The organism is Halomonas sp. (genome assembly GCF_029263665.1).
Classification (GTDB): Bacteria; Pseudomonadota; Gammaproteobacteria; order Pseudomonadales; family Halomonadaceae; genus Halomonas.
On sequence record NZ_JAJUFQ010000010.1, the window covers coordinates 1 to 24,898 of the forward strand.

The 24,898-nt window shown below is 53.8% G+C and carries 22 protein-coding genes and 1 tRNA gene; 6 read left to right on the forward strand and 17 right to left on the reverse strand.

All coding sequences use genetic code 11. The annotated features are described in order from the left end of the window. The 3 genes from Q1K07_RS11585 to Q1K07_RS11595 form a co-directional block, all read left to right on the forward strand. Positions 1-505, forward strand: a 505-nt coding sequence (locus tag Q1K07_RS11585) for a UDP binding domain-containing protein (RefSeq protein ID WP_300310960.1), incomplete at its 5' end; no start/stop codon positions are given. 300 nt (positions 506-805) lie between these two features. Next, positions 806-2,509 carry a hypothetical protein gene (locus Q1K07_RS11590; RefSeq protein ID WP_300310962.1) on the forward strand — a complete coding sequence of 568 codons (1,704 nt, stop codon included), beginning with the start codon at positions 806-808 and terminating at the stop codon, positions 2,507-2,509. Between the two features lie 240 nt (positions 2,510-2,749). Then, on the forward strand, positions 2,750-4,090 hold the full coding sequence (locus Q1K07_RS11595; protein WP_300310964.1) for an O-antigen ligase family protein: 1,341 nt from the start codon (positions 2,750-2,752) through the stop codon (positions 4,088-4,090). Between the two features lie 98 nt (positions 4,091-4,188). On the opposite strand, the gene Q1K07_RS11600 is transcribed toward Q1K07_RS11595, so the two are convergent. Then, a complete protein-coding gene (locus Q1K07_RS11600) occupies positions 4,189-5,490 on the reverse strand; it encodes a PIG-L family deacetylase (RefSeq protein WP_300310966.1) in 1,302 nt (433 codons plus the stop codon). After that, positions 5,474-6,661 (reverse strand): glycosyltransferase, encoded by a 1,188-nt coding sequence (locus Q1K07_RS11605; RefSeq protein WP_300310969.1) that lies wholly within the window; start codon positions 6,659-6,661, stop codon positions 5,474-5,476. The genes Q1K07_RS11600 and Q1K07_RS11605 overlap by 17 nt, the downstream gene beginning before the upstream one ends. Before the next feature lie 148 nt (positions 6,662-6,809). Here Q1K07_RS11605 and Q1K07_RS11610 point away from each other — a divergent pair, with 148 nt between their 5' ends. Further along, a complete protein-coding gene (locus Q1K07_RS11610; RefSeq protein WP_300310971.1) occupies positions 6,810-7,949 on the forward strand; it encodes a glycosyltransferase in 1,140 nt (379 codons plus the stop codon). Between the two features lie 33 nt (positions 7,950-7,982). After that, positions 7,983-9,110 (forward strand): glycosyltransferase, encoded by a 1,128-nt coding sequence (locus tag Q1K07_RS11615; RefSeq protein WP_300310973.1) that lies wholly within the window; start codon positions 7,983-7,985, stop codon positions 9,108-9,110. 43 nt (positions 9,111-9,153) lie between these two features. On the opposite strand, the gene Q1K07_RS11620 is transcribed toward Q1K07_RS11615, so the two are convergent. Continuing rightward, complete coding sequence (locus Q1K07_RS11620; protein ID WP_300310975.1) at positions 9,154-9,861, reverse strand: lipopolysaccharide kinase InaA family protein; 708 nt, start codon at positions 9,859-9,861, stop codon at positions 9,154-9,156. Between the two features lie 36 nt (positions 9,862-9,897). Continuing rightward, positions 9,898-10,995, reverse strand: a complete 1,098-nt coding sequence (locus Q1K07_RS11625) for a glycosyltransferase (protein ID WP_300310977.1) — start codon at positions 10,993-10,995, stop codon at positions 9,898-9,900. A gap of 402 nt (positions 10,996-11,397) precedes the next feature. Here Q1K07_RS11625 and Q1K07_RS11630 point away from each other — a divergent pair, with 402 nt between their 5' ends. Next, entirely contained in the window at positions 11,398-12,396 is a 999-nt protein-coding gene (locus tag Q1K07_RS11630) for an NAD-dependent epimerase (protein WP_300310979.1), read from the forward strand. A gap of 116 nt (positions 12,397-12,512) precedes the next feature. On the opposite strand, the gene Q1K07_RS11635 is transcribed toward Q1K07_RS11630, so the two are convergent. The 13 genes from Q1K07_RS11635 to ispE form a co-directional block, all read right to left on the reverse strand. Then, positions 12,513-13,139 (reverse strand): glutamine cyclotransferase, encoded by a 627-nt coding sequence (locus Q1K07_RS11635; RefSeq protein ID WP_300310981.1) that lies wholly within the window; start codon positions 13,137-13,139, stop codon positions 12,513-12,515. Positions 13,140-13,176: 37 nt separating this feature from the next. Then, positions 13,177-14,397: a helix-turn-helix domain-containing protein gene (locus Q1K07_RS11640; protein WP_300310983.1), complete on the reverse strand. Its 1,221-nt coding sequence runs from the start codon at positions 14,395-14,397 to the stop codon at positions 13,177-13,179. Between the two features lie 305 nt (positions 14,398-14,702). After that, positions 14,703-15,305 (reverse strand): HupE/UreJ family protein, encoded by a 603-nt coding sequence (locus Q1K07_RS11645; protein ID WP_366945064.1) that lies wholly within the window; start codon positions 15,303-15,305, stop codon positions 14,703-14,705. A gap of 97 nt (positions 15,306-15,402) precedes the next feature. Then, on the reverse strand, positions 15,403-16,302 hold the full coding sequence (locus Q1K07_RS11650) for a DUF4198 domain-containing protein (RefSeq protein ID WP_300310987.1): 900 nt from the start codon (positions 16,300-16,302) through the stop codon (positions 15,403-15,405). Positions 16,303-16,464: 162 nt separating this feature from the next. Next, complete coding sequence (locus Q1K07_RS11655; protein ID WP_300310989.1) at positions 16,465-17,541, reverse strand: DUF4331 family protein; 1,077 nt, start codon at positions 17,539-17,541, stop codon at positions 16,465-16,467. Positions 17,542-17,715: 174 nt separating this feature from the next. Further along, positions 17,716-18,375 carry a cytochrome P460 family protein gene (locus Q1K07_RS11660; protein WP_300310991.1) on the reverse strand — a complete coding sequence of 220 codons (660 nt, stop codon included), beginning with the start codon at positions 18,373-18,375 and terminating at the stop codon, positions 17,716-17,718. Between the two features lie 653 nt (positions 18,376-19,028). Further along, a complete protein-coding gene (locus Q1K07_RS11665; protein WP_300310993.1) occupies positions 19,029-19,772 on the reverse strand; it encodes a hypothetical protein in 744 nt (247 codons plus the stop codon). Between the two features lie 204 nt (positions 19,773-19,976). After that, on the reverse strand, positions 19,977-21,068 hold the full coding sequence (gene ychF / locus Q1K07_RS11670) for a redox-regulated ATPase YchF (RefSeq protein WP_300310995.1): 1,092 nt from the start codon (positions 21,066-21,068) through the stop codon (positions 19,977-19,979). A 91-nt stretch (positions 21,069-21,159) separates the two neighbouring features. Next, positions 21,160-21,744 (reverse strand): aminoacyl-tRNA hydrolase, encoded by a 585-nt coding sequence (gene pth / locus Q1K07_RS11675; RefSeq protein ID WP_300310997.1) that lies wholly within the window; start codon positions 21,742-21,744, stop codon positions 21,160-21,162. Positions 21,745-21,988: 244 nt separating this feature from the next. Then, positions 21,989-22,645 (reverse strand): 50S ribosomal protein L25/general stress protein Ctc, encoded by a 657-nt coding sequence (locus tag Q1K07_RS11680; RefSeq protein WP_300310999.1) that lies wholly within the window; start codon positions 22,643-22,645, stop codon positions 21,989-21,991. A 170-nt stretch (positions 22,646-22,815) separates the two neighbouring features. Continuing rightward, entirely contained in the window at positions 22,816-23,757 is a 942-nt protein-coding gene (locus tag Q1K07_RS11685; RefSeq protein ID WP_149285162.1) for a ribose-phosphate pyrophosphokinase, read from the reverse strand. Between the two features lie 58 nt (positions 23,758-23,815). Further along, positions 23,816-23,890 (reverse strand) — tRNA-Gln (locus Q1K07_RS11690). A gap of 75 nt (positions 23,891-23,965) precedes the next feature. Continuing rightward, a complete protein-coding gene (ispE, locus tag Q1K07_RS11695; protein ID WP_300311003.1) occupies positions 23,966-24,895 on the reverse strand; it encodes a 4-(cytidine 5'-diphospho)-2-C-methyl-D-erythritol kinase in 930 nt (309 codons plus the stop codon). Between the last annotated feature and the right edge of the window lie 3 nt (positions 24,896-24,898).

Consider the following 24,898-nt stretch of genomic DNA (forward strand, 5'->3'; position numbering starts at 1 on the left):
CGACTATGATGCCGAGCTACTGGGAGCCGTGGAAGCGGTCAACAACCGCCAGAAGCAGACGCTGTTCACCAAGTTGTCGAATGCTTTCGATGGCAATCTGAAAGGGCGCACCATCGCCGTCTGGGGATTGTCATTCAAGCCTAATACCGATGATATGCGTGATGCCCCGAGCCGCACTCTGATGGAAGCCTTGTGGCAAGCGGGCGCGAAGGTTCAGGCCTATGACCCGGAAGCGATGCGCGAGTGCCGTCGTATCTACGGCGAGCGTGATGATCTTGTACTGGCCGGAGATCGTGTCCAGGCTGTCAAAGGCGCGGATGCCCTGGTGATCTGTACTGAGTGGAAGGAGTTCCGTTCCGTCGATTTCCATTGGCTCAAGGAGCAATTGGCCATGCCGGTGATCGTGGATGGACGCAACCTCTATGATACGGAAGTTGTCCATGATGCAGGACTAATGTATTTTGGGGTGGGAAGAGGGGACTCTTTAGGCGGTAGTAGTCGTTAGTTCTCTATATCCGGAAGAGCCTATTAACTAGTTTCTTCACACATTTCAGTATTGGGTGTGAAGAAACTAGAAAAAATTCATATTAATTATTACCCTTCGTTTGATATATTTATTATTTTCTCGGTATGAAATAATCTTGATGATCTCCGAAAATTCATATGCTTTATGAGATAAAAAGAATGAGTTTTTTACTTGATTTTTAAGTGTAGAATAATTAAAAATATGTGATACAGCTCGCTGATATATAGATAAGAATTTTTATAATTAATTACGTGCTGTTTAGAATTCGCAGGGTAGGCTATGGAATTCGTTTATTTTGACTCAGAAAATCCTCCGACTGCATCATTTTTCTCTGGGTATGGATTTATAGATAACAAGTTTATTATATCAAATAAGTTGTCAGAAATGGAAGTGTCAAGCGGTAATGATGGCGCATATGTTACATGTAGAGTTGATAAAGACTCCATATGCTTTGGTGTCGATTGGATGGGAGCAGGTCGCTGGTTTTATTACAAAGACAATGAAGATTTAAATTTTTGGGCGGTAAGCAATAGCTTATGGATGCTAATAGAGAGGCTTTCACAGAGCGGGAAAAAGCTGACTCCTGATGGAGCCATGATAAAGCTGTGGGGGTACAGGGGAGCATTTGTTGAGCAAATGCAATCAAATGATACCATTATATCAGAGATAAAGCTTGCATCTAGATGGGAAGATATAAATATTATCGAAGGAAATAACTTTTCAGATAAAATCAGTCTTGTAGAGAGAAGAAAAATAAATGATATGCCTATTTCTTACAAAGATGCACTTAAGGCTTATCTGTGTGAGACAGAGAAGCGCTTGCGCTCACTAGCATTATCAAAGACTCTTTTGAAATTCGATCTTTCTGGTGGCCTAGATTCAAGGACTACTTTTGCATTTGCAAGCTATATGGTAAAGGCTGACAGTTCTCTGAAAAATAATATTTCTATATTTTCAAATCCAGGTGAACGGCATGCAGTCGATTTCATGATTGCAAATAAGATTGCGTCTGAACGAGGGATGAAACTTACCAAGTCACGGAAAAGTCCTGCAAAAATTTCTTCAGGTGTAACACCTCTTAGAAACTGGGAGTTAAACCGGTTAGGCCAATATACGCTTACTCGAATGATCCCCGCAGCAGGCATTGATGTAGGACAAGCTAAGATATCGGGAGCAGGGGGAGAAAGTTATCGCCAATTTTGGGAAAAATGGGGAGCTGATTTCTATGAACTTCTTCATAATCGTCGCAGCTTTCTGTTTAGACCGATCAAAGATACTGATGCTGTTGCTAAGAGAGTAAGTCGCTCGGTAGACAGGATGAGGTCATATTATCCAAAATTTCTCAATGAATTAAACTCTCACTATCGTGAATTTAGATCTAGAATGCATATGGGTATTCCTGCAACTGAAGACCTTCTGCTTCATCCACTTTCTGGTAGCAAAATGGATGCTCTTGCAGATGCCTCCCCTGAGTCTTATTTCAACAATCGTCAAGTATATTTTGATATAATCGCAAATCTGGATTATAATCTTTTGGAGACCGAGTTTGATGATCCCAATAAGGGGCCATCTGAGGATAATATTAAAAATATCACCTATGTTGACTTTTCACCTTCTTTAGAGCTGTATGAAAAGATGGTAATAAATACATTAGATGAAGACATAGTAAAGCCTGAGCAAAAAAAAGAAGCAATTAAGGAGCTATGTGATACTGTTTTATATGCTAGAGCATCACTTCCTTGCGATTATAGTGTAAAAGGTAGCTATGTTGATGAAATGCTGAGTAAACTGATAGAGTTAGGAGAACTTGAAAAACAGTCAGAAATGCAGCCTCTTCAATATGTTTACTTAGTCGACAAACTTAGTGCACTTGTCGATTTAAGAAGTGAGTATCACGATACCAATAGGTTTAAAAATAGATTTGAGAATGTTTTTTTAGCATTGAAATATAAATTTAAAAAACATATGAATAGATTTTTTTAAATTTTCATTGACACGATTTATAGAAATATTGTTATCATATCATAGTATTTTACGAATGTGTGATAAGTGATCAGTTTACTTTGTTTTATTCTTTTATTCTCTATTACAGAGTTTATTTGGATTTAAGTCTGGGAAGGCGTTACTTCTTCACCGGGCTATTTTTATGTGTGTGGCTGTCTGCTCAGCCACCTTTGGTGGGCCCTCACTTTGTTTCTGACAACCTAAGGTCGGTAGCCTTTCATGCAGATGTCGTTCAAGCACGTTGTCTTTCCAGATACTTTGCCATTCAGCTATCCCCCCTTGTGGTTGCGGGGCTTGGGGATGTTGTCGCTGGTGCTTTTCGCTGCACTGCAGTTTGCGCTGCGTGATGTAGGGGGAAAGGCGGAGTCGCTGATGGCATTGCTGGGGCTTGGTGCGTTGCTCTGGTACGGCAAGGGAATACGGGGTTCGGGGGCATTGTGGCTGCTGTTGGCGGTAATCCTGGTGCAGTGTCTGTCATGGGGGCTTGGCTATTTGCACCATCCTGAATGGGTGGCGGATAACCCGCAGGTAGACCGCCTGGCCAAGCTATTCATCTTTGTTGCCATTGCCTGGTGGCTTGCGGGTAGTACACGCCTGACATTCTGGATATGGGGACTGGCCGTAGTAGGGTTCGTGCTTTCCACCTTTACCCATGATGGTGCCTTGCAGGAATGGTGGGCAGGTTTTCATGGGCAGCGTGCCGGCTTCGGGGTGCGCAACGAGCAGCATGGGGCGATGTTGTTTGGTGTGGTGTTGCTTGGCCTGGTGGTATTTGCTCCCCGCTGTTTGCGCTATCGATCCGCATGGAGCTGGCTAAGCCGTGTTGGCTGGGGGCTGTTGGTTGTCATTGCATTGTGCGGTGTGCTCATCGGCCAGACACGTGCTGTCTGGCTGGGATTGATACTCTCTCTTGGTATTGTGCTGGTGCTATGGCTGGTGTACCTGGCCCGCCAGCAGTCAGGCAAGGTTGCTATCAGGGCGTTGAGCCTGAGTCTGCTGGTTGTCGGAGTCCTTGCACTTGCGGGTATATGGTTGGCACAGGACCTGCTGGTGGAGCGAGTTGCCAAGGAAGCGGATGTGATTGCCCAGTTGGCCGCTGGCGAAATTCATGACGTACCTTACAGCAGCATCGGTATTCGTATTCATACCTGGATTGCAGCAACGGAATGGATTGCTGAACGCCCATTTGTCGGCTGGGGTGGGGAAGGACGTGGCCTAGTGATTGAACATACCCCCTGGTTGCCGGATTTCGTCAAGCAGCATTATGGTCATCTGCACAATTATTTTCTCGAAATCTGGGTCGCCTACGGTCTGATCGGTGTGCTGGTCATTGCCACCTTGGCCGGTTGGATCGGCTGGGCTACCTGGAAAGCCTGGCGGGCGGGCGTCATGCCAACGGATATGGCACTATTCGGTGCCGCTTTCTTTGTCTACTGGATGGTGCTGAACCAGTTCGAATCCTATGATTCCTTCTGGACGGGAGTTTTCGTTCATAACATTATCGTGGGTGGCCTGGTAACGCACTATTGGCGCTTGATTGCTGGGCAGCAAAAAACTTGATCCGCCCACGAGATTAAAAAAAGGCCAGCCCCAAGCTGGCCTTTTTTGTAATGGTATTAGTGATACGTTGATCCTTACTTAAATTCCGGCGACTGTTTCTATGCTTGCTGGTTCAGGTGGCTCATGAATGTTTCTGCTGTCACCTCGGTAAAATTCTCCTGAGCCTTCAGGTGGGTTCTGAAGTAATCGTGCTCACCGAAGCTTGCCCGGGTGGATTTCGGGAGGCCGCTCAGACGCCATGCCAACCATTGTTTGAGGGCCTTGTCGAGGCGAGTGCGTGCGCGGAGGTCATGCATGCTATCCATGGCAACGGCCTTTTCGCGGATAGCTTCCGTATCAAGTGGTTCGCTGAATATCCGTGAGGAGAGTAGGCCTTGCCTATTGGCGGCAACTGGCCATAAGCCGGCAGCGGCAAATACAGGACCGCGCGGGAACCCTCGAACGCCCTTCAGATGGTTGGCATACAGCAATACACGTTGTGGCTGATGCTGGCTCTGGGCCATGGCCTGTGCCAGCCAGCTGGCCGCGGCCTGGTGATCCTTGTGTGGATCGATATCCGGATGAGTGACGACCAGAGTGGTAGGGCGAATGTCATCGAGCAAGGCGGTCAGGTCGGCCAATAGGTGATTGCCACAGTTGATAGCGGGTGACTGATCGCTGGCAAGTGGCTTGTGGTTCCAGCGTCGGAAATCACTGACGGATATGCCGGAAGCCCCATGTGAGGGAATCTCCTTGTCCGGCTCGGCCAGCATGGCACTCAAGGTATCATTGAAATACCCCAGCATGACGAGTTGCTCAGCAGGTACCCCTGCCAGTAGAGGAGTGGTGGCGCTGTTCCAGGTACGGATATGACCTTTGCGGCGACAGGCGACGCCCAGGTCGTCATCCAGTTGGGGAAGGTACTGTTTGTCCAGGCGCTTGAGGGTTTCACCTGCGGTCAGGGTCACAATCCAGGTGTTCTTTGCGTAATGCTGATACAGGCCGAAGGCTGCCAGTTCAGCATCGTCTGGATGAGGCGCGATGATCATCAATGGCCCATCTTCCAGCGGTGGGCGTTTGAAGCCCAGCAGGCGCATCTCTCGGTCGAGTGTGCAGTGCACCTTGCGTAGTTTGATGGCATCGAAGGAGTGAATGCCGGTCAGATTGAGCAAGCGCTTGCCAGTCTCATTGCACTCAAAGTATTGCGTGAAGCGAATCTGGCCGTTTTCTGCTGTGGTGACACCAGGTAGCTTCCATCGTCCTCCTGCATGATATGTCACTTCCAGCAGCCAGGTGGCTGTCCCCATGGAGGTAACATCACCCTGCTTGTCGTCAATGCTCAATCGGCCTTGGTGATCAATCCTGGCGGGAAAGACAACATCAGGGGTGAGGGGCAGAGAATGATCACGCCGGATGGGCATGTGGTGCCTCCATGGCAAGGGAAGTGAGTGCCAATAATTGTCGGATGATGATGGCTTCGGTGAAAGGGGCAACCCAGGCTTCCTGGACCGGCATCGGGTGTGAGACGGCCTCCAACATTTTTTCCGCCAGCGCTTGCTCATCGGGAGCTGCCAACAGGCGATGCTGATCCCCTCTCAGTACTTCACGAATGCCTCCAGGAACGTCGCAGGCAACACAGGGGGTGCCCAAGGCAAGCGCCTCGATCAGGACAAGGCCCAAGCCTTCGAAATTGGAACTCAGCACAAAGGCATCCGCCTGCTTGACCCATGGGTAGGGATTGGATTGGCTACCCAGGAAGTGCACCTTGTGGCTCAGCCCGAGTGCTTCACTCAACACTTCTAGTGCAGCGCGCTCCGAACCATCACCGATGATTACGAGGTCATGCTTCAGGCCATGCTCGACTGCGATCTGGTAAGCATGCAGCAGGCGGCGCTGGTTCTTGACGGGTACCAGTCGACCAACATGCACGAGATAGGGGGGCTCGAAGGAAGGAGTGGTTGGCTGCAAAGCCTGCTGCTGAATGTGCTCCACGGGCACTGCATTGTAGAGTACCTCGCTTCTGGTCAAAGTAACATTCTGGCAGCGAAGGTATTCAAGGAGTTGCTGCTGCACGCCCTGGGAAACACACAGGACTTGCTTGTCCTGATATAGCGCACGTGTCAGCCAGCGTCCTCTACGGTTGTGCGGGAAGCGTCCGGTGACGGATTCCACCACGCGCCAGGCGCGAGGATCGTTGAATTCCCCGAGGCTTTCGAAGGCACCCTGGCCACGGATGAGTATCAGGTCCAGATGTCCATACTGCTGTTCCAGGGCGTGGACGAAGCGAGCAAAGGCCATGCTGCAGCGTTTGCTTCGCCAGACGAATCCAGACCCTTTGACAAGAGGGCTGAGCACGAGGCGCTCGGCCGCATGCATGACCAAGCCCCAGCCGCGTCGGCTGATGCGGTCGACATCAAGACAATGCACTGTCACTTGTGCGGGCATTTCCTGCTGCATGCCACCCTTCAGCACGAGGAGATGAACATCGTGGCCAGCCTTGGCCAATGCGCAGGCAAGTGTGCGAGTCGCTTGTTCAATACCTCCGGTGCCCATGCGGCGTAAGGCCAATAGGAAACGCTTTCGGTCCGTCATAGCCCTGTTCTCAGGCTGTGTTTTATTATGCATGTCATATGGGTGTTCCCTGCGCTTATACCTCAAATGAAGTATACCAAGAGGCGAGGAGGTGTAGTGGTGCTGGTAGGGGTATCATGTGGCAGCGTAGGAAAGGAGAACGGAAAGTTTGAGAACACTGGTTGTTGTGCGTTCCTTGACCATGGGCGGAATGCAACGCGTTGCTGTCAATCTGGCGGATGCGTTTGCTGCATCCGGCCATGACAGCCATCTTGTCTGCTTCCGCCAGAAAGATCAGGCACTAAAGCCGAATCGGGAAGATGTGCATGTCCACTTTCTGCCACTGATGAAGCGGGCACGCATGACCGGGGTCGGCTATCTACTGGAACTGGCTGCTCGCCTGGTACTCAACCCAATATTGGGGCGAGCCCTGTTTCTGGGGACCGGTATCATGGGGGGAGTGGTCTTCCGCCGTTGGCTCAGGCGCTTTGAGCGTGAGCATGGACGAGTGGACCGTATTGTATTTCGGGGGACAGGGACGTTTGAACTGACCTGGACCTTCCGCGATTCGCGTGCGCGCTATGTGCTGGAGAATATCTTTCATCTTCGTCACACATCTCGGCGGCGCCGACTCTTTGCCCGCTTGCTCTATCATCGACGTCATCTGGTGGCGGTATCCGAAGGGGTCGCTCAGAGTGCTAGAGATGCCATGGCACTTTGGCACTTCCAGCCCAGTGGGTTGGAAGTGATTCCCAACCCATGTCCCATGGATGTCATTCGACGCCAGATGCAGGAAGTACCTCCCGACCTTCCCCAACAACCTTATATCGTCAACGTTGCCAGGCTGGTGCCAGCCAAGGACCAGGCATTATTGCTTGATGCCTATGCTCGCAGCGGGCTGACATTGCCCTTGGTGCTAGTGGGAGATGGCCAGGAGAGGGACGCACTACAGGCACGGGCCTCGGAACTTGGCATTGCTTCTCGCGTCATTTTTGCGGGCAATCAGCCGAATCCTTACCCTTGGATGCGACATGCGCGGCTGTTTGTGCTGAGCTCGCGCTTTGAGGGCATGGGTATTGTGCTGTTTGAGGCTTTGACTTGTGGCACACCGGTGCTGTCAGTTGACTGCCCCGGGGGAGTACGCCAGGTGCTCAAAGGGGAGCTGGAATCCTGTATTGTGCCTCGCGATGAAACTGCCCTGGCGGAGGCGATGCAGAGCGCATCGATAGGTGAAAAACCGCCGATTCGTGATGAATGGCTTGAGGACTTCCGTCCTGAGCGCGTTGCCGCAGCCTTTCTGGCATCATAGCGTTCTGAGATTCGATCTGGAGAAGGGATATCCATGCCGTCCCGTGTTGCTACATCATCTGCGCGAAATGTTGCTGCGAACGTGCTGTTCGTTGTTGATCACCTGGATACCGGTGGGGCGCCTGTCGTTGTCAGGGACCTTATCCTGGGGATGCAGCAGGCAGGAGCGGCTGTGACGCTGGTGATTCTGAGTGACCGACAGCGCTATACCTTCACGGACGTCGATGTGGTGCAATTGCCTTTCAAGGCCGAAGGGACTCATGAACGCTGGCAGCGTTACGCGCTGCATGCCCGGCGTCTGGATCAGTGGCTGGAAGGACAGGGGATGCGTTTCGATCTGGTGCTGGCACACCTTCATCACGCCCATCAGGTCGTGTCGCGCACCCGGCTGGCAGGCGATGCATGGTATTGCCTGCATGCGGATCCTGTGACGGGATTTCTTGGCAACAAGCGAGGCGTGGGGCGCTGGTTGAAGCAGCGCAAGGTCAAGTCGCTGTATGAAGGGCGGAAGGTTGTGACCGTATCGCGCGGTATGTTGGAGCGTCTATGTTTCTACTTCGGTATTCGTCCCCAACCGGGAGTCGCAATACACAACCCATTGGATATTGACCGTATCAGGGAGCTGGGCCAGGCACCTGTCAATGATGTTCCGGCGGAGTATCTGCTGTATGTCGGACGCATGGATATACGCCAGAAGCGCTTTGATCGGCTGTTCGATGCCTACCAGGCGAGTGGCGTTTCCCTGCCGCTGATTCTCGTGGGTGGTGGTAACGGACAGGCCGAGGTGGAGGCCATGGCCAAGGAAAGAGGGCTGACGAGCCAGGTACAGTTTCTGGGACATCGCGATAATCCTTACGCCTACATGCGGCGGGCAACAGCACAGTTGCTGAGTTCGGATTATGAAGGTTTTCCGTTGGTATTGCCTGAAGCATTAGCGTTGGGCACACCAGTGGTAAGTGTCGATTGTCCCTGCGGGCCTGCCGAGATTCTGCAAGACTTTCCCGAGTACCTTGTGCCGTTGAATGATACGCAAGCTTTTGCCAGGTCCATTCGTAATGTGGTGGAACGGCCGCCGGTCATTCCTGAAGATGTGTGTGATCACCTGCGTATCAGGAGCGTGGTGGAGCGCTATCTGGAATTGGCAAATCCCGCTAATGCCTGATCATCACGCTCGCAAGCGTTGGCATGTTGCCTCTATGGAGCCGCTATATGCGGCTCCATTGCTTTTTAAGCCGTGTTTCCACTCTTTGACGATACGGTTCGCCATAAAGCTTGGTTGGCGACAGGGTAGCAAGCAGGGCGGGCCATTGCCTGGATGGGTTGTTGGGCATTCTGCGCAGATGGGCATCGACCCAGATCAGTTCGTTGTCTGGTGTCACCAGAAGATTGTTGAGATGAAGATCTCGATGCAGGTAGCCGGCCTTGGCCAACATCAGGACCTCATCGGCGACCCGATCCAGTAGTTGCTCGCGGCAGGGCTCGTCCATTTCCCTGAACCGGTCGCCCCCCATCTGGGCATGTTCAATACGCTCCATCAGCAATAGCGATGCATTGCGGTTGACGGGATTAAGACTCAAGCCCCAGCCGTGAAAGCGAGGCGTCCTGAGGCCCGTACGGTGCAGGATGCGCATGCTCAGGTACTCCTTGCGTGCATCTGACTGAGCGAACCAGCGCTTCTCAAGATAATCTCGGGTCAGCCATTGCAAGGGATGTTGGCGTTTGGAGAACTTGTCCGGCACGACCTTGGCCAGAATCTTGCCGTCCTGGGAGGTGTAGAAACGGCTTGAGCCTACTGCTTCGAAGGCTTGCGTCGTGGTGGTGCTGGCCAGGGCCAGGCGCTCCGGCAGATTCCTGGGATGGAACACCAGATAACGCCGGCGACGGTCGTTGAAGGGGATATCAAGCAATTTCATGGTGCGCCTCTACTGCAATGTCCCGAAATACGATGCTTATAAATTCAAAGCCTCGAAATGCGGTAGAACGTTCTCACGCAGAAACTGCTGGTAGTGACGAGGTTCGATGGTGACGGGATTGGCCTCCATGCGCGCCAGTGCTGCTGCCAACCCAGTCTCGTCATCCGGTTCGAGCAGGAAGTCTTCCAGTTCCTGGGTGAGAATTTCCTTGGGGCCACTGGGGCAGTCCACGCTGATTACCGGGGTATGCAGCAGCAGTGCTTCAATCAATACACGCGGCAGGCCTTCCGCCTCGGAGGTCAACACCATGGCAGTGGCTGCGCGAATGTAGGGATAAGGGTTATGGTGATAACCCAGCAAGTGCACCCGGTCTTCCAGGTCGAGCTCCTTTACCAGACTGGCCACCTTGGCTTCGTTCTCTGCCTTGCCTTTGCCCATGATCAGTAAAGGAAAGGAGAGGCCATGCTTATCCACTGCACGACGGTAGGCACGTAGCAGGCGATCCTGGCGCTTGCGTGGTTCCAGTGCTGCGACACTCAGGAAGTAACGGCCTTCCTCAACCCCATCAGGCAGGCTCAGTGGCTCTGCTGCCATGGCCTCAAAAGGTTCTCTCTCGTAGGGGTTGTAAATAGGGATGATGGTTTCGGCCTTGAGGCCGACCACTTTCTCGAGATTTTCCTTGACCCCTTGTGATACGGCAATCACCTTGCGGCCGGTATAGAAACGCCTCACCTTGGCAAAGGCCTTTTCCCGTTGGGCAGGATCGCTGAACTTGGCCGACACATCGGATTTGATCCAGAAATACAGGTTGGGTAGGTCCAGATGACGGGTGATCTTGTCGCAGGAGCAGGAAATCACCACTTCAGGTTGCCAGGCATCCAGTGCCTTCTTGATCTTGCGTGCCTGCCACTTTTCGGTCAGCACGGTGGTAGTGGCCTTGGTGAATGGGGTCACTACCGCGAGATTCTCGATTTCCAAGCCTTCCGGCAGGCGATGCTCGACCCGGTCACGTAGCGTGAATACCTTGACGGCATGGCCGCGCTGGCGGAGCTGGTCGGCAGTGTAGAGGAGCGACTTCTGGGCGCCGCCGCCGTACAGGTCTTCGATGACGAAGGCGATACGCTGATGGTTCACGAGCAGCTCCTTGCTATAGGGTATTAATGTGACCGCGCAAGCCTATCATAGCTAGTGAAACACTGTATAAATGGCTGCGCTACTCAATCACTGCGTTGCGCGGTGCGCGGAATCCTCACATATACCCCATATGCTCCGGTTCCTGTGCTCCGGGCGCCTTGTGCTTGAGCATGCTCGCCGATTTCTTCAGCGCTTCCCTAGGCTGTGGGCAGGGAAGGAAAGACTAGGGCTGGAAATTGAACACCAAGCCGCTATTCGATAATGACTTTTGAACTGGCAATCAAGCCGAAAGCAGGTAGTGGGGGATAACGAATTGATCGTGGTGATGCGCTTAGAGTTGATGAGGCTGGCGCGCTACAATGGACCATCGTTGGCAAGGGCCATGTCCTGCAAGGATTTTGTATGAAACTGTTGATCACCGGTATGGCGGGTTTTATTGGCCATGCTGTGGCACGCCGCCTGTCTGGGCAGGGGCATGAGATCGTAGGCATCGACAACCTGAACGACTACTACGATGTGTCTCTCAAGCAGGCACGACTGGAGAATCTGTCAGATTGCCCGGATGTCCGCTTCGAACGCCTGGACCTGGCGGATCGTGATGCCATGGCGGCACTTTTCGAGCGGGAATCCTTTGACCGGGTCATTCATCTGGCAGCTCAGGCTGGGGTGCGCTATTCGCTGGAGAACCCCAACGCCTATGTGGATGCGAACCTTGTTGGCCATATGAATGTGCTGGAAGGCTGTCGCCATTCAAAAGTGGAGCACCTGGTCTACGCGTCTTCGAGCTCTGTCTATGGGGCCAACGAGAAGGTACCTTTCTCCACCGACGACAATGTCGATCATCCCATCAGTCTGTATGCGGCGACCAAGAAAGCCAATGAGCTGATGGCGCATACCTATTCGCACCTATATGACTTGCCGACGACGGGACTGCGCTTCTTTACTGTGTATGGGCCTTGGGGCAGGCCGGACATGGCACTGTTCAAGTTCACCCGGGCAGTGTTCGAAGGCAAGCCGCTGGATGTGTATAACCATGGCGACATGTCACGGGACTTCACCTATATCGATGATATCGTCGAGGGTGTTGTCAGAGTGCTGGATGTGGTGCCCAAGCCGCGTGGCACGGACGAAGTCACCACCGATACTCGCACCGCGCCTTATGCATTGTTCAATATCGGCCATGGCAGCCCGGTGTCATTGATGGACTTCATTCGAGCCATCGAGAAAGCGACAGGGCGCGAGGCTATCTGTGATTTCAAGCCGATGCAGGCTGGCGATGTTCCGCGCACCTGGGCGGATACCGAGGCGTTGTTCGCAGCCACTGGCTACCGTCCCGAAGTGACGGTGGAAGACGGCGTGCAACGCTTCGTCGATTGGTATCGCATCTTCTATTCGGTGTGACACCGCTTGAGAAGAAACCTGAGAAGTAAGCGTTTGAGAAATACAGCAAAGAGCCCTCGCAGACTGCCTGCAGAATGCGAGGGCTCTTTGGTTGGTGAGCGCTTCTGCCTGCTAATTCAGGAGCGGCTGACGGTTCTCAATTTCCCGCTCCCACCTCCGCCACAAAAGAACTGGCCGTTGCCGTCGGACTCAAGCCCCGACACTCCCGTACCACTCGGCATCTCGATGGTTTCCAGAACTTCTCCTGTATCCGGGTTGATATGGCGCAGCTCACTCTCGTCATTTTCCCAGGTGCCGTGCCACAGCTCTGTACCATTCCAGGTCACGCCAGTGACACAGCGATTGGATTCCAGGGTACGCAGCACTTCACCCGTCTCAGGATCGACCTGATGGATCTTGCGATTCCGGTACTGGCCAACCCAGAGTGAGCCTTCTCCCCATGCAAGGCCTGAGTTTTCGGTGCTGGGTGCCGGGATGGTCGCAATGACACTGCCATCATGCGGGTCGACTTTCTGGATGCAATCTCCGCTGATCTGGTACAGATATTGGCCATCAAAGGCGGTGCCGGCGTCGGCGACGACATCGAGCGATCTCACGGATTGCCCATTTCCCGGATCCAGCGCATGCAATTGCTGTCCAATCCCGAACCAGATGCGTTGACCATCGTAGGTAACGCCATGTATGGCTTCCACATTCGGGAATGGGCCGTATTCGCGGATGATGTTGGCCACTGATCGTTTCATGGGGTAATCCTCTTTGGCGATGAACGATGTCTGTAGGCTAGTCGCCAGGAAGTGGAGCTGGGAGTAACAAGGTTGTCGTGAATGCCGGAATGGAAGGTAGCAACCAGCGACATGTCCGGCCATGTCCAAAAGATTGCACTTTACCTGCTGCTGCCAAGGTGTCGAGCGCTCTCTGTACAGTGCGCTGGCTGGCCCCAAGCGCTGCTGCCAAGGTAGAGCTTGACCATGCCTGCCCATCCGCCAGCAGGGCAAGTAATGAGCCATGCCTTTCCTCGACAGGCCTGGCCAGTACGGCGACCTCTTGGTCCTGGCCTGGTACCAGCACAAACCCCCGTGATGTGGCCTCTATGTCCAGCAGCTCTTTCAACAGCTTGCGCAGACGCCCGATTTCGACGCGCAGGCGCACGCGATGTGTATCATCGGCGTACTTTGTCCGGAAGGTTTGCTCGATCAACACGTCTCGAGAGATATCATTGGGCCAGGCTTCACTCAGGATTCGAATGAGAGTGAACAGCAGTGGGCGTTGGGCGAGTGAAATGGTGGTGTCTCCAAGGCGCACGTCATACCGGCAGGCATCGACGACGAGAGACCTGGAGGCCAGCAGTGCTTCAACCTCTTCGAGCAGTATTAGCCGCTCTCTGCCGGAAGTGATCAAGCGTGCTGCCGGCGTATTCAGAACAAGAGCAGTATCTTCGGTCTCGGCCATCAGGCCAGGAATACCAGACTGGCGAGCGTACCTGGCTGCACGAACGAGCGCCTGACGGGCAGACTGTGTCTGCAGGCGGCGCATCCTGACGCCGGCAATCACCAACTCATGAGAGGCTTTCAGTGCGGGTGGATAAGGCGTGGTGTCGATTTCGGAGAGAGCCTGTTCAACATGGTCGAGTTGCCCGAGCAAGAGTTGGCGCCTCAGTTCGATATGCCGGGCAAGCGCGGCATTGGCATGATCATGATGGGTATCCAGTGTTTTCCGTGCAGCATCGAGCCGCTTGGTTGACCAGCCTAGATCGCGTGTGGCGAGAGCGATTTCTGTTTCTGCCACGACGCACCTGGCTTGTGCCACCCTGTCTTGAGGACCAAAGGCTCGCACGGCCTCGCGCAGGAGTGACTTTGCTCGCACCAGGTCACCGATCTGGGCCATCGCAATGCCACGCAAGGCAAGTGCTGGCGCATCGTCACGCAAGGCGACCAGGTTCATGGCATCAAAAGGATTACCGGCGGCAAGTGCTTGAGATGCTGAGGCAATGGTTGAATCCATCCGAATCTCTTCGTACATGAAATACACTGATGAATTCAGTATATGTCGTTGCCTGTCATCGGTTGGCCTCTGATATGAAAAGCTGACATGAAGCACTGGGGCGAAGAGCGGGCACGAAGAGCTGATACGAAGAAAATTCGAGAGTGATCCCGGAAAACAGGTCTAAGAATTCGAAGGAAAGAGGGTTGAAGCTCAGGGAGTATCGGAGGGAGTCAGAAAGAGATCAAAAGCCAGAAGAAACTGATGATGGAAAAGGCTGGGATAGGGCTTGAGTGGGCCTGGTATTCAGCCCACTCGATACAGATCTACAGTTGGAGCATCAAGTAGATACCGAGAAGTGCGCAAATAAAACCCAGAATGCGTAGCACAATACGGCCATGAGCCAGTTTGAGTAGCAACAGAGCGACAACGGCACCCAGCACATGCAGGCTGGCAGTCGTGGCCAGGAAACCGGTTGTATAGGCGACTTTGTTGTCCATGACCGGCATTTCATAGCCATGCGCATAACCATGGAAAATGCCGAAGATGCCGACGCCAGCGGCGGCAAGTGCGACCGGGAAGGTTCTTTCCAGGCCAATGGCCAGGCCGAGCAATATCACCGATAGTGCTATGCCTATTTCCACGCCTGGCAGTTCAATCAGCTCGAAGCCCAGCAGACCGCCCAACAACATGCAGACAACAAAAGCACTGGGAACGATCCATATTGCCCGGCCCCCCATCTGACTGCTCCAGGCACCAACGGCGATCATCGCCAATAGGTGATCCATTCCTGTGAGTGGATGTAGCCAACCTTGTGAACCTCCCGTATGAGCTTCAGCTGCTGTGCTGGTGAACACACCGAGAAGAACAATGAGGAACATGGCAAGTGGCCATTGCCACGCAGGTTGGTGAAATGGAGTCCGGTGCATGTTTGTTACCCTTAGGTTGAGATAATGAATGCCAGTCCTTGGCGGACATGAAAGGTTTAAGTTGTTGTGTTCTGTCGTAGTGTTCTGTTGTTATGTTTTAAGGAGCAGTGGTGCCTTGCGCCTGTGGGAGCGGGAGTTCCATGGTCAAAGAGGCCCAGAGGCTTTCCCAGTCCCTGTCACTATCCAGCTCGGCACTCGGCTCCATATGCACGGCGTTGAACAGCCACAATCCCGCTTCTGGCAAGAGAAAACTAACGAAGCCTTGGTGGTCGGAGACAGCCGTCATTTCGATGACCGGGTCGGTCTTGAGCTGTGCCTTGATCAGCGCCCCGGACAAGGGTTGGTCGTTGAACAGCAGTTGGAGCTTGAAAGGGCTTCCTGCAGGGAGACTCATGGGGTCACTGCGCGGGATGAGCTCCAGAGGCAGGTTCATTTGCTGATCAAAGCCCTGGCTTTGTCCATCGACGAAGACGATGCTTTTGGCACAGCGTGAGAAGCTTTCCCGGCTGGGTGCCTCCATCAGGCCAAATTTACGACGAAGCTCCAGGACATTGGTCAGGCCTTCCTCCTGCAGATACTGATTGAACTCCGATGCGGGCAGATCGATAGAGGCACTATTAGTACGCATGGCTACTACGGTGGCTCCTGGTTCCCGGGCGTTCAGATGTCCTACGACAAGTGATCCTTCCCGGCCAGGAACTTCCCTTGTTCCCGATGCGTCCTGGGCCTTGAACCAGCGAACCAGGCCTGCTTGTCGTGGTACTTGAACTCCAGGCCAGGTGGGGCCAATACGTAGTTCGAAGGCAACTTTCTCGCCTTTTGTGGTAATCCCGTCATGTGGTACCAGCCAGAACTCATGGGCCTGTACCATTGGCGTGAACAGTAGCAGGAGTAGACTGCCTGCCAGTTGTCTCGATCGAGAAGAGCGAGTCAATAGGCGGCCTGGATAGCGTAACAAGGTACGCAGTGACTTACGGGGAATCAGTGACGAGTCCAAGACTGCACCCCTTGGAAGAAAGGTAAAATATCAAACAAGCAGTGGTGGGCAAGAATGCCCACCACCATGGCGTTACATGAACGTGTTTTCAGAGGTTATTCCGCGTTCAGCAATGTCGAGCTATCCCTGAAATATCCGTTCATCGATACCTGTTCCGTAATATCAGTTCAGCGTAGTGGGAATGACATACGGGAAAGTATCTGTATGCAGCTTGGGATTAGGAATCTTCTGATCCGTCTCTGTGCCGAGCAGCATGGTCAACACCACGCTCATGGCATCATCATCCAACGGGCGGCCATTGCGCTCCGTGGCGGTAAAGGTTGCCTCGGTGCCAGGCTTGTAGGTGAGGACATCAGGGATCAACTGATCAGCAATCTCGTTGCCATACTTGATGGGATCATCTTGAGATTTAGCCAGTGTCGCTGCACGAGAGATGCGAGCTGCTGCAATCGGCTTGTAGTCATCCTGCATGTCCGGACGAGTACGGTTATATGCTTCTTTCAGTGCTTCATTCTCAAACAGCATGATGTGTGAGAACAGCGGGTTGGCGGAGAACTGAATTTGCTGCCAGGAATCGTCATCCTGCTTGACATCCGTGGTCATGAAAGTACGTATCGTTGAGCTCAGCATGGAGTTCGGCACGTCCAACACAATGGCGGCTGACTTGCGACCAACGAAGATGCTCTTGCCGCCAGACTGAGACCAGATGTCTGGATCATAGGGTTGGCCGCTGTTCAACTCGGTGCGCAACAGGTGCAGGCTAGGTGAATTGCCATAGAAGGGATCTTTTGCAACGCCAGCCCATACTTGAATGCCATCGGACAGTTCGGCTGTCTTTCCTACGACGCCTTCACCGATCTTGGTACCCATTTCACCGACAGGTCCATTCGGCTTATCCGACGAATACAGCGTGTACTTGTCACCATCAAACTGAAGGCTGAAAGTGTGCCCTGTCTCGAACTTGTCATCATTGGATACATGGATATTGTACAGCGCTTCAGAGGAGAAAATGCCATCATCGCCTTCCTTTGGCGTCGAACTGACATTCATGATGAAGGCAGTGTGATCAGGACGCTCAGAAGCAAAGACGTAGTTGTCCAACTGGTTAAGAGCAGGTTTCTGTTGTACGAGGGTGGTTTCAAAGTGGTGACTGGCCAATGCCTGGGTGCCACCTAGTGCAATACTGCCCAGGATGGCAGCAGTGACTGCCACGGTTTTTTTCATTGTCATCAGCTTCATTGACTTCTCCAGTTGTATGCGAAGGTCATACAGGGTTGAGTACCACAGCACATATGGGATATGCAGTGGCAAGTCCAGCGAGTTCATCAGAGGGACAGTGTTGAATGCTTACGCTGATATTCTTCGCTGCTATTCTTTGCTGCTATTTGCAGACCAAAAATGACAGATAATGATTTATTGAAGTCCCAGGTGCAGGCCACTGAAGACGTAGTCTGTATCTGCTACATGGGAAATATGACAACCTGCGCAATTCTCAACGGGACGCAATGCTGCAGTTTCGGGATAAGATGCGCCTTTTTCCTTGGCAGGTCCGAATCCGAAGTAACCCCAGTTGCCGGCAGCATCGGGGAAGCGCTCGGCGTCTTTCACCATATAGGCAATGCCAAGGTAATAGTTTTCAAAGATGCCTACACCGTGCTCCGTTGAGCAGAGGCCTGTTTTTTTGTCGCAGCTGCCATCATCAAGACTTGAAACAGCAAACTCCTTGACGAACTGGGTACCATCGGGCCATTTCCCGGATGCCTTGTATGCCGCGAGGGCGGAGGGCTCGACATAGGTATGGGCAAACGAAGCACCTTCGATAGTGCTGCCGTCAAGAATGCTCTTGGAACCGGGCTCCTTGAGGAAGGTGCCCACATGGACCCAGCTACGATACCCTTCTGGCAATTTCGCTGTCGTGTCATCTACGAACTGTGCTTTAGCCGTTTCCTCTACACTCATGCTGTTCGTAGTATTCACATTGTCCGCTGCTATCGCTGCACTAGCGGATGTCAGGCTAAGGCTAGCCAGGAGCAAGGCAAGTCCATTATTGATAGATTTAATGTTGTTCACCATTGTCCGGTCCTTGATTCAGTTTTCTGAAATCACCATCTTGATGTGGTGTGTATCGAGGTGAAGATTATTGTTTGTGGATAATAAGCAAGAATTTAAGCCAGTTGTTTTCCTGTCTTTTATTCTAGTGTTGGTGCTTTTCTCATGGGTGGAATTTTTTTGACGGGTAGAACTTTTCATGGATAAAAAATTTCTCAATTAGATCTGTTCTCAATGATATCTGTCATCAATTAGAAGATTCTCCAATTGGAAATCTTCCTGGACCAGAGTTTACTCAAGTAAGACTTTATCCAAGATCAAGTAAAGATCTTCCCAGTAATATTAATATTCCTGCAGGGTGATGTTTTTCATTTGCTTCCCATTAATTGGAAAGCACTTTGACAAATGAATTGATCGGCATCAATGGAAAATCTCTTTATGCGGGGTGGGAATCTTCTGACAAGGTTGTGGTCTTTTTCCTGCCTGGTGTTGAGCGATAAAAATATGTGGCATTTAGGGTTGTGCGGGCGTTATCAAGACGCGATGGCGGCCTTTCTTGATCGCGTTCGGGATGAGCTTAAATCACCCGCTGAGGCAAGGTGCACACTGTTGGGTGTGTGGGCTATCCAGGTATGGAATGGTGTGTCAGTGAAGTGTCCAACCGGAGGGGAGTAATGTCATCGTTTGCCCTGACTGAGCCATCGAAATGCGCGTTGCAAGAACATACCGGTATGTGAAGTGACTATCTCGCCATGCGCCATTATCAGACGCTCGGGTTGCCAGTCCAGCATTCGCTGCAGGTGCTCTCGAGCTTCACTCTTGTGAAACATGAAGCTGAGTCGCCAGTCCAGCGGCATGCTGCCATTGGGGGCAACAACTCCCGCCTTTCTGGCCAGGAAGCGTTTCACCGGTGTCAGGCTTTGCGGAGAGAAGTTTTCGATCAGGTCTGTGACGATGAGCGAATGCGATTGGCGGTGGAAGAATATGGCCTCGGTCATTAACGGGGAGCCAGTGAACAGCAATTGGTCAATGTCGCGTTCCCAATCGGGATCTGGTTCTGGACCGAGTGTGCCTCCGAAATGGAGGTCGTGTCGTTTGCGAATCACCTGTTCAGTGCCGAGGCAGCGGGCGTGAGGATAGACTTCAAGCCACTGGTCGAGAAAAAGATGATGGAGGTGATTGGGAGCGATCAACCAAGTGACCTTTCCCAATGCATCAAGCTGCTGCTGAAGAGGTTTACTGAGTTCAATAGGGCTATGCAGCCATAGCCGGTTACCACTCAGGCGTATCACTACCATGCGGGTGGGAAACGGCAAACCATAAAAGGGGACGGTGCCACCGTCGGCAACCCATAGTTCAGGCCCAGGTGAATAAAGGGTAGAAGGGGAGGTATCGTGGCCATCATGTCGCGTTGTGTTCATCGTGGCGATCCTTGATCGTGGGTTTTCCTTCTTTCCCTATCTTACCCTTGCTCTTTTGGGTTGATCTTTCCCGTCATGTTGTCTGATGCATCACTAGATGGCACTGGTTCGGGCGTGAGAGGCCAGGCCATGAAAAGTAAAAAGCCCCTGATGGTGATGCATCAAGGGCTTTTGGGTATGAACGCTTGGGTTCAGGCTTTGCGCTTAGACGTTGAAGCGGAAGTGGATGACGTCGCCATCCTTGACGATGTATTCCTTGCCCTCCAGGCGCCACTTACCGGCATCCTTGGCGCCTTGCTCGCCATTGTAGGCAATGAAATCGTCATAGGAGATGACTTCTGCACGGATGAAGCCTTTCTGGAAATCGGTGTGGATGACGCCGGCGGCCTCGGGGGCGGTGGCGCCAACCTTGACGGTCCAGGCACGAACTTCCTTCACACCCGCAGTAAAGTAGGTCTGCAGGCCAAGCAGGGCATAGCCGGCGCGGATGACACGATCCAGGCCGGGTTCTTCCATGCCCATTTCGCCGAGGAACATCGCGCGTTCCTCATCGTCGAGTTCGGCGATTTCGGCTTCAAGCTGGTTGCACACAGGTACGACGACTGCGCCTTCCGCCTCAGCGATCTCGCGTACGATATCGAGGTACGGGTTGTTGTCGAAGCCGTCTTCATTGACATTGGCAATGTACATGGTCGGCTTTAGTGTCAGAAAGCCAAAGCTCTTGACCTGTAGTTGCTCTTCCGGAGACAGGCCGAAGCTGCGCAGGGGCTGGCCTTCGGCGAGGTGTGGCTGGATACGATCGAGGATCGCCTTTGTGGCAATCGCTTCCTTGTCGCCCCCCTTGACGACGCGAACCAGGCGCTGAATGGCGCGGTCCACGGTGTCGAGGTCCGCCAGGGCCAGTTCCAGGTTAATGGTCTCGATATCTGCACGGGGATCGACCTGGTTGGCGACATGGATAACGTTATCGTTATCGAAGCAACGTACCACGTGAGCGATGGCCTGAGTTTCCCGGATATTGGCCAGGAACTGGTTGCCAAGGCCTTCACCTTTGGAAGCACCTGCCACGAGGCCAGCGATATCGACGAATTCCATGGTGGTGGGCAATACCCGTTCTGGCTTGACGATTTCCGCCAGTTTGTCGAGACGTGGATCGGGCATGGGCACGATGCCGACGTTGGGCTCGATGGTGCAGAAAGGGAAGTTCGCGGCGTCGATGCCGGACTTGGTCAGGGCGTTGAACAGGGTGGACTTGCCGACGTTGGGCAAACCCACAATGCCGCAATTGAATCCCATGGATATGTATCCTGAAAATGATGAATAAGTCTGGGGCGTGATTCTACCTGCCGGCTGTCAGACCGAGAAGAGGTTTAAGCCGAGAGAAGACCTATGCCGAAAAACTGTGAAGACGGTTCATGGCCTTGGCCCAGTCGCCTGCCAACGCTTGGGGCAGGGTGGCAAGGCATTCTTCGAGGGCTTGGTCGATGGTATCCCGTTCGTTCTTGCCAGGGCGGCCCAGTACGTAGTTGACCACCATGCCGGCATGGCCAGGATGGCCAATGCCAATGCGCGCGCGATGAAAGGACTTGTCGTTGCCCAAGGCGCTGATGATGTCGCGCAGGCCGTTGTGTCCGCCATGGCCGCCTCCTTGCTTATAGCGGGCAGTGCCCGGGGGCAGGTCGAGTTCATCATGGGCGACAAGCATTTCATTCGGGGCAATCTTGTAGAACTTGGCCAGGGCTGCTACCGCACCGCCAGAGCGGTTCATGTAGGTGGTGGGGATGAGCAGGTGCAGGTCCTGTCCGTCGATGACCGCCTTGGCATACAGGCCGAGAAACTTTTTCTCCGGGCGAAGGCTGACGCCGGCCTGACGAGCGACTTCCTCTATCAGCCAGGCTCCCGCATTGTGGCGGGTTGCTGCGTACTCTTCTCCTGGGTTGGCCAAGCCAATCAGGGCCTTGATCCTGGTCATCGAGACATCTCCCATCAATGAAAATGAGCACTTTGCCCAGAACCCAGGATACTGTGCGGGTAGTGCCTGCGTTCGACTGTCCGCTGGCCCCTCGAACAGGTCCTTGGAAATGCTGGGCAAAGGACTCTATCGGCTCAAGAAAGCATCACTCCAACGCATCATTGCACAAAGCGCCATTGCACAAAGCGCCATTGCAAAGCAAAGGGGCCACCGTGGTGGCCCCTCCAGGAAAAAGACGGCGCGATTACTCGGCGCTTTCTTCACCTTTGCCTTCTTCGCTGCTGGCTTCGCCAGCTTCACCGTCTTCAGCTTCGCCAGCGACCTTGGCCTTGGTGACGTTGGCGATGGCCTGGTCATGGTCTTCACCATGGGTCAGCTCAACGATGGTCACACCAGCCGGTACCTTGATGTCGGACAGGTGCAGGGCAGCGCCCAGCTCCAGGCCGGAGATATCAGCTTCGAGGTAATCGGGCAGGTCCTTCGGCAGACAGCTGATCTCGACTTCGGTGGCCAACTGGTGGAGTTCGCCGTCCTGTTCCTTGATCGCCTTGGAATCATCCTGGCCCACGATGTGCAGCGGGACGCGCATGGTGATTTCGTGAGTGGCGTCGACGCGCAGGAAGTCAGCGTGGGTTACCAACGGCTTGTAGGGGTGACGCTGCAGGTCGCGAAGCACGACTTGCTGAGTCTTGCCTTCTACGCTCAGGGTAATGACGGAGGAGAAGAACGCCTCGTCTTCCAGAGCCTTGTAGAAAGCGGACTTGTCCACAGCGATGGACTGGGGAGCCTCGGTACCACCGTAGATGATGGCCGGGACTTGCTGGTTCGCACGACGCAGGCGGCGGCTCGCACCTTTCCCCAGGTCGTTACGAACGCTGGCTGTGAGGTTGTAATCGGACATGAAATTGCCTCTTGGCTAACAAAAGCACGGCAAAATGCCGGTGCTTTCAAGTCAGGAAGTCACCAGGGCCCGCGACCAGACATCTGGTGGTTCCATATAACCCCAGGCGGACCTGGGGTGCTTACCGGCGCAATGTAACGTTTTTCCCGAAGAGCTGTGCTCCTCTGGGATCAGTGGAACATCGCGCTGACGGATTCTTCGTTGCTGACACGACGGATCGCTTCGGCGATCAGGCCAGACACGCTGAGCTGGCGGATACGCCCACTGCGGCGAGCTTCGTCAGACAGCGGAATAGTGTCAGTGACGACCACTTCGTCCAGTACGGAGTTGGTGATGTTGTCCACCGCCGGACCAGACAGAATCGGGTGAGTGGCGTAGGCCACCACACGCTTGGCGCCGTGCTCCTTGAGCGCTTCGCCAGCCTTGCACAGGGTGCCGGCAGTATCGATCATGTCGTCTACCACCACGCAGGTGCGGTCCTGGATATCGCCGATGATATGCATCACCTGGGCCTGGTTGGCCTGGGGGCGACGCTTATCGATGATGGCGAGATCCACGTTGAGTTGCTTGGCAATGGCTCGGGCACGAACCACGCCGCCAACGTCTGGTGATACCACGACCAGATCGTCGTAATTCTGACGCTCGATGTCATCAAGCAGGATCGGTGAGCCATAGACGTTATCTACCGGCACATCGAAGAAACCCTGGATCTGATCAGCATGCAGGTCCATGGTCATGACGCGATCGACACCTGCCTTGACCATCATGTCGGCAACGATCTTGGCGGAAATCGGTACGCGAGCAGAGCGTACACGACGGTCCTGGCGAGCGTAACCGAAGTAGGGAACCACCGCTGTGATGCGGGTCGCAGAAGCGCGACGCAGGGCATCAACCATCAGGATCAGTTCCAGCAGGTTGTCATTGGTCGGTGCACAGGTGGACTGCAGGACGAAGACGTCCTTGCCGCGCACGTTCTCGTTGATCTCTACCGCGATTTCGCCGTCGCTGAATTGACCGACCGTAGCGTTGCCCAGTCTGCTATCCAGGCTCTCGGCGACCTTTCGGGCGAGTTCGGGGTTGGCATTCCCGGCGAAAACCATCAATTTTGACACGCGCAGCCACCTTTGCTGTGTTGATCTTCGGAGTGGGCTAAAGGGCCCAGAAGAAAGTTGGCTGGGGTAGGAGGATTCGAACCTCCGAATGCCGATACCAAAAACCGGTGCCTTACCACTTGGCGATACCCCAGCAATGACGCCGTTGCGCTAGTTTTCATCCATATGGAGCAAGCCTCTATGATAGACAATGCATATATGGACAGTACTAGGCATTCAGGGCGTCCAAGAGAGGAGAACGATTAAGACCCTGCGCGATGAAAGCATGCCAGCCGGGATGGGCTGCTTCGAGCTCGCTCATCAAGCGTCGGGCTCCAGTCTCACTGCCTAGAGTGGCAAAAACACAAGCACCGGTACCCGTCAACATGGACGGCGCCCGGGCATTCAGCCACTCCAGAGCATGGGCCACTTCAGGATAACGCTGCCTGACAGTTGGCTCGCAATCATTGCGCCAGTTCGACGCTCCCCCCTTGAGTGCGCGCGCCATGGTAATAGGGGGGCTGTCTCGTGTCAATTCTGGAGCATTGAATACTTCAGGTGTCGAGACAGATATTCCGGGGTGAACAACCACGAACCAAGGGGAGTCCAGTTCCACTGGGGTCAGGTGTTCACCAATGCCTTCAGCCCAGGCTGCATGTCCGTGGACGAACACGGGAACATCGGCGCCCAGCACCAGCCCCAGCTCGGCCAGCTTTTCATTGGAAAGTCCCAGGTGCCAAAGGGCATTGAGCCCTGCCAGGGTAGAGGCGGCATCGCTGCTGCCTCCGCCGAGGCCGCCTCCCATGGGAAGCCGCTTGTCCACACGGATCGTCACTCCCTGGCGCGAGCCGGAGACCCTCTGCAGCAGGGCGGCAGCGCGATAGACAAGGTTGTCTTGCGGCTCGACGCCCTCGAGGTCTCCGTGCAGCACGATGCTGTCATCGTTACGCAGGCAGAAATGCAGCCTGTCACCATGGTCGAGGAACTGAAACAGGGTCTGCAACTCATGATAGCCGTCGTCCCGGCGCCCGATGATATGCAGCATCCTGTTCAGCTTTGCTGGGGCTGGCAGGGTGAAGCCATCGACATCGGGCTGGCCAGGCAATATAGCGTCTGACTCATCCTTTCCTGGTGCGGTGGCATGTACAGGCGTGGACATGGA

Excerpts from the sequence above, each read along its gene's own strand:
- Q1K07_RS11590 (WP_300310962.1), top strand. The coding sequence starts at position 806 with ATGGAATTCGTTTATTTTGACTCAGAAAATCCTCCGACTGCATCATTT.
- Q1K07_RS11595 (WP_300310964.1), top strand. The coding sequence starts at position 2,750 with ATGCAGATGTCGTTCAAGCACGTTGTCTTTCCAGATACTTTGCCATTC.
- Q1K07_RS11600 (WP_300310966.1), bottom strand. The coding sequence starts at position 5,490 with ATGCCCATCCGGCGTGATCATTCTCTGCCCCTCACCCCTGATGTTGTC.
- Q1K07_RS11605 (WP_300310969.1), bottom strand. The coding sequence starts at position 6,661 with ATGACGGACCGAAAGCGTTTCCTATTGGCCTTACGCCGCATGGGCACC.
- Q1K07_RS11615 (WP_300310973.1), top strand. The coding sequence starts at position 7,983 with ATGCCGTCCCGTGTTGCTACATCATCTGCGCGAAATGTTGCTGCGAAC.
- Q1K07_RS11620 (WP_300310975.1), bottom strand. The coding sequence starts at position 9,861 with ATGAAATTGCTTGATATCCCCTTCAACGACCGTCGCCGGCGTTATCTG.
- Q1K07_RS11630 (WP_300310979.1), top strand. The coding sequence starts at position 11,398 with ATGAAACTGTTGATCACCGGTATGGCGGGTTTTATTGGCCATGCTGTG.
- Q1K07_RS11635 (WP_300310981.1), bottom strand. The coding sequence starts at position 13,139 with ATGAAACGATCAGTGGCCAACATCATCCGCGAATACGGCCCATTCCCG.
- Q1K07_RS11640 (WP_300310983.1), bottom strand. The coding sequence starts at position 14,397 with ATGGATTCAACCATTGCCTCAGCATCTCAAGCACTTGCCGCCGGTAAT.
- Q1K07_RS11645 (WP_366945064.1), bottom strand. The coding sequence starts at position 15,305 with ATGCACCGGACTCCATTTCACCAACCTGCGTGGCAATGGCCACTTGCC.
- Q1K07_RS11655 (WP_300310989.1), bottom strand. The coding sequence starts at position 17,541 with ATGAAGCTGATGACAATGAAAAAAACCGTGGCAGTCACTGCTGCCATC.
- Q1K07_RS11660 (WP_300310991.1), bottom strand. The coding sequence starts at position 18,375 with ATGGTGAACAACATTAAATCTATCAATAATGGACTTGCCTTGCTCCTG.
- Q1K07_RS11665 (WP_300310993.1), bottom strand. The coding sequence starts at position 19,772 with ATGAACACAACGCGACATGATGGCCACGATACCTCCCCTTCTACCCTT.
- ychF (WP_300310995.1), bottom strand. The coding sequence starts at position 21,068 with ATGGGATTCAATTGCGGCATTGTGGGTTTGCCCAACGTCGGCAAGTCC.
- pth (WP_300310997.1), bottom strand. The coding sequence starts at position 21,744 with ATGACCAGGATCAAGGCCCTGATTGGCTTGGCCAACCCAGGAGAAGAG.
- Q1K07_RS11680 (WP_300310999.1), bottom strand. The coding sequence starts at position 22,645 with ATGTCCGATTACAACCTCACAGCCAGCGTTCGTAACGACCTGGGGAAA.
- ispE (WP_300311003.1), bottom strand. The coding sequence starts at position 24,895 with ATGTCCACGCCTGTACATGCCACCGCACCAGGAAAGGATGAGTCAGAC.